Raw genomic sequence first — 3,406 nt, forward strand, 5'->3', positions numbered from 1 at the left:
TCGTCGCGCAGGCCGGTCGCGCCGCAATGATCACCATCGCCACCAACATGGCCGGCCGGGGGACGGACATCGTTCTCGGCGGCAACGTCGAAAAGGACGTGGCCGCGATCGAGGCCGACGAGACCCTGTCGCCGGCCGATCGCGCAACCCGGATCGCCGCATTGCGCGCGCAGTGGGAGCTCGACCACGAGAAGGTCAAGGCCCTGGGCGGCCTGCGCATCATCGCCACCGAGCGCCACGAATCGCGCCGCATCGACAACCAGCTGCGCGGCCGCTCGGGCCGCCAGGGTGACCCCGGATCGTCGCGCTTCTACCTGAGCCTGGACGACGCGCTGATGCGCATCTTCGCGGGCGAACGCGTGAAGGCGATCATGGACCGCTTGAAGATGCCCGACGGCGAGGCCATCGAAGCCGGGATCGTGACGCGCAGCATCGAATCGGCGCAGCGCAAGGTCGAGGCGCGCAACTTCGACATCCGCAAGCAATTGCTCGAGTACGACGACGTGGCCAACGACCAGCGCCGGGTGATCTACCAGCAGCGCAACGACATCCTGGACGTGAGCGACCTGTCGGACGTCATCGCGGCCATGCGCGAGGACTGCCTGACCGACTTGGTGCGCCAGTACGTTCCCGCCGAATCGCTGGAAGAGCAGTGGGACCTGCCGGCCCTGGAAAAGCTGCTCGCCGACGAATGGCAGCTGCCGATCGCCCTGCAGCAGGAACTGCAAGCCGACAGCGCCATGAACGACGAGAAAATTCTCGACAGGGTGCTGCAGGCGGCCCGCACCGCCTTTGACGCCAAGGTCGAACAGGTGGGCCGCGAGAACTTCACGCAGTTCGAGCGCATGGTGCTGCTGCAGAGTGTGGACTCGAACTGGCGCGACCACCTGAGCGCGCTGGACTACCTGCGCCAGGGAATCCACCTGCGCGGCTACGCGCAAAAGCAGCCCAAGCAGGAGTACAAGCGCGAGTCCTTCGAGCTGTTCCGCCAGCTCATCGACGAGGTCAAGAACGACGTCACCAGGACCCTCATGAAGGTGCAGGTCCAATCGCAGGCGCAGCTCGATCAGGCCGCGCAGGACCGCCGCGCCGAAGGCATCACCAACGTGACCTACACCGCGCCCACGGAGACCGGCGAGGCCGAGACCACGGCGCAGGCGCAGATGATGGCGCTGCCCGAGGAGAGCATGCGCGTGGGCCGCAACGCCCCCTGCCCCTGCGGCAGTGGCAAGAAATACAAGCACTGCCACGGCAAGCTGGCCTGAGCCGGCGCGCCCCGGTTTTCCCGTTCATCGGCCGCCGTTTTTCAGAAAGTCCCCCATGCCCGTGAATCTCCTGGCCCCCGTCGCCGCCGACCTGCAACCGATTGCCGGCGTGCGCATCGGCGTTGCCCAAGCCGGTATCCGCAAGGTCGGGCGCAAGGACTTGAGCGTGTTCCTGCTCGACGAGGGCGCGAGCGTGGCGGGGGTCTTTACCCAGAACCGCTTCTGCGCTGCGCCGGTGCAGATCTGCCGCGAGCACCTGGCCAGCGGCCAGGCCATCCGCGCCCTGCTGGTGAACACCGGAAACGCGAACGCGGGCACCGGCGCCGACGGCCTGGTGCGCGCGCGCGCCAGCTGCACCGCGCTGGCGCGCAGGCTCGAACTCGCGCCCGAGCAGATCCTGCCGTTCTCCACCGGCGTGATCATGGAGCCCCTGCCGCACGAGCGCATCGAGGCGGCCCTGCCTGCGGCCCTGGCCGACGCGCGGCCGGAGCACTGGGCGCGTGCCGCCGAGGCCATCATGACCACCGACACCCTGCCCAAGGCCTGCTCGGCGCAGCTGCCAATCGGCGGCGCCACGGTCACCATCACGGGAATCAGCAAGGGCGCGGGGATGATCCGCCCGAACATGGCGACCATGCTCGGCTTTATCGCCACCGACGCCCGCGTGCACCCCGCAGCGTTGCAGCAACTGGTGCACGCGCTGGCCGAGGACTCGTTCAACCGCATCAGCATCGACGGCGACACCTCGACCAACGACTCCTTCATGCTGCTCGCCAGCAACCAGGCCGCGCACGCCCCGATCACCGACCTGGCCAGCGCCGAGGGCCAGGCCCTGGCCGCGGCCATGCTCGGCGTGGCGCAGAAGCTGGCGCAGGCCATCGTGCGCGACGGCGAGGGCGCGACCAAGTTCATCACCGTGCGCGTCGAAGGCGGCAGGAGCGGCGCCGAATGCCGCCAGGTGGCCTACGCGATTGCTCACTCGCCGCTGGTCAAAACGGCGTTCTACGCGAGCGACCCGAACCTGGGCCGCATCCTCGCGGCCGTGGGCTACGCGGGAATCGCCGACCTCGATCCGGAAGGAATCGACCTGTACCTGGACGAGGTGCACGTGGCTGCGCACGGCGGGCGCAACCCCGCCTACCGCGAGGAAGACGGCCAGCGCGTGATGCAGCAAAGCGAGATCACGGTGCGCGTGCTGCTCGGCCGCGGGAGCGCGGCGGACACGGTCTGGACCTGCGACCTCGGCCATGAATACGTCCGCATCAACGCCGACTACCGGTCATGACCCTCCTCCCATGCAGCGCACATGAATGAAAAATTTGAGCATCTGATCGAGCGCGCCGAGCAACTCTTCGCGCGCATCGAGTCCATCCTGCCCCGAAGCCTGGGCGCGCCGGACTGGTCGGCCGCGATTGCCTGGCGCTACCGCAAGCGCAGCAGCGGGCATGGCACGCTGGAGCCGGTGCGCCACCTGGCGGCGATGCGCCTGGCCGACCTGCGGGAGATCGACGAGCAAAAGGAGAAGATCGAGCGCAACACCCGGCAGTTCGTCGCCGGCAGACTGGCGAACAACGTGCTGCTCACCGGCGCGCGCGGAACGGGCAAGTCCTCGCTCATCAAGGCCTGCCTGAACGCCTACGCACAGCAGGGCCTGCGCCTGATCGAGGTCGACAAGACCGACCTCACGGACCTGCCCGACATTGTTGACGTGGTGTCCGAGCGGCCGGAGAAATTCATCGTCTTTTGCGACGACCTGAGTTTTGAAGACGGCGAGCCGGGTTACAAGGCCTTGAAATCCATCCTCGATGGATCGGTGGCCGCAGCCACGCCGAACGTGCTGATCTACGCCACCAGCAACCGGCGCCACCTGCTGCCCGAGTACATGGCGGAAAACCTGGCGCATACCCGCGCCGACAACGGCGAAGTGCACCCCGGCGAGGCGGTGGAAGAGAAGGTCTCGCTCTCGGACCGCTTTGGCCTGTGGCTGAGCTTCTACCCCTTTGGCCAGGAGGAGTACCTGGCCATCGTCGCCCAGTGGCTCGCGGCGCTGGGCGTGGACGCTGCGGCGATTCCCGCGGCCCGTGCGCAGGCGCTGCTGTGGGCGCTCGAGCGCGGATCGCGCAGCGGCCGCGTGGCCTACC

The 3,406-nt window shown here is 68.1% G+C and carries 3 protein-coding genes; all 3 read left to right on the forward strand.

Annotated elements, in window-relative coordinates:
- The coding region (locus VTU_RS0104500; RefSeq protein WP_010101250.1) for a preprotein translocase subunit SecA at nucleotides 1-1,265 on the forward strand (1,265 nt) is incomplete at its 5' end.
- Nucleotides 1,266-1,320: 55 nt separating this feature from the next.
- The gene (gene argJ, locus VTU_RS0104505; RefSeq protein WP_010101252.1) at nucleotides 1,321-2,550 is read left to right on the forward strand and encodes a bifunctional glutamate N-acetyltransferase/amino-acid acetyltransferase ArgJ; all 1,230 of its coding nucleotides are present in this window, start codon (nucleotides 1,321-1,323) and stop codon (nucleotides 2,548-2,550) included.
- Between the two features lie 21 nt (nucleotides 2,551-2,571).
- The coding region (locus VTU_RS0104510; RefSeq protein ID WP_010101254.1) for an ATP-binding protein at nucleotides 2,572-3,406 on the forward strand (835 nt) is incomplete at its 3' end.

The sequence above is a fragment of the Verminephrobacter aporrectodeae subsp. tuberculatae At4 genome, from assembly GCF_000193225.1.
GTDB lineage: Bacteria > Pseudomonadota > Gammaproteobacteria > Burkholderiales > Burkholderiaceae_C > Acidovorax > Acidovorax aporrectodeae.

Excerpts from the sequence above, each read along its gene's own strand:
- argJ (WP_010101252.1), top strand. The coding sequence starts at position 1,321 with ATGCCCGTGAATCTCCTGGCCCCCGTCGCCGCCGACCTGCAACCGATT.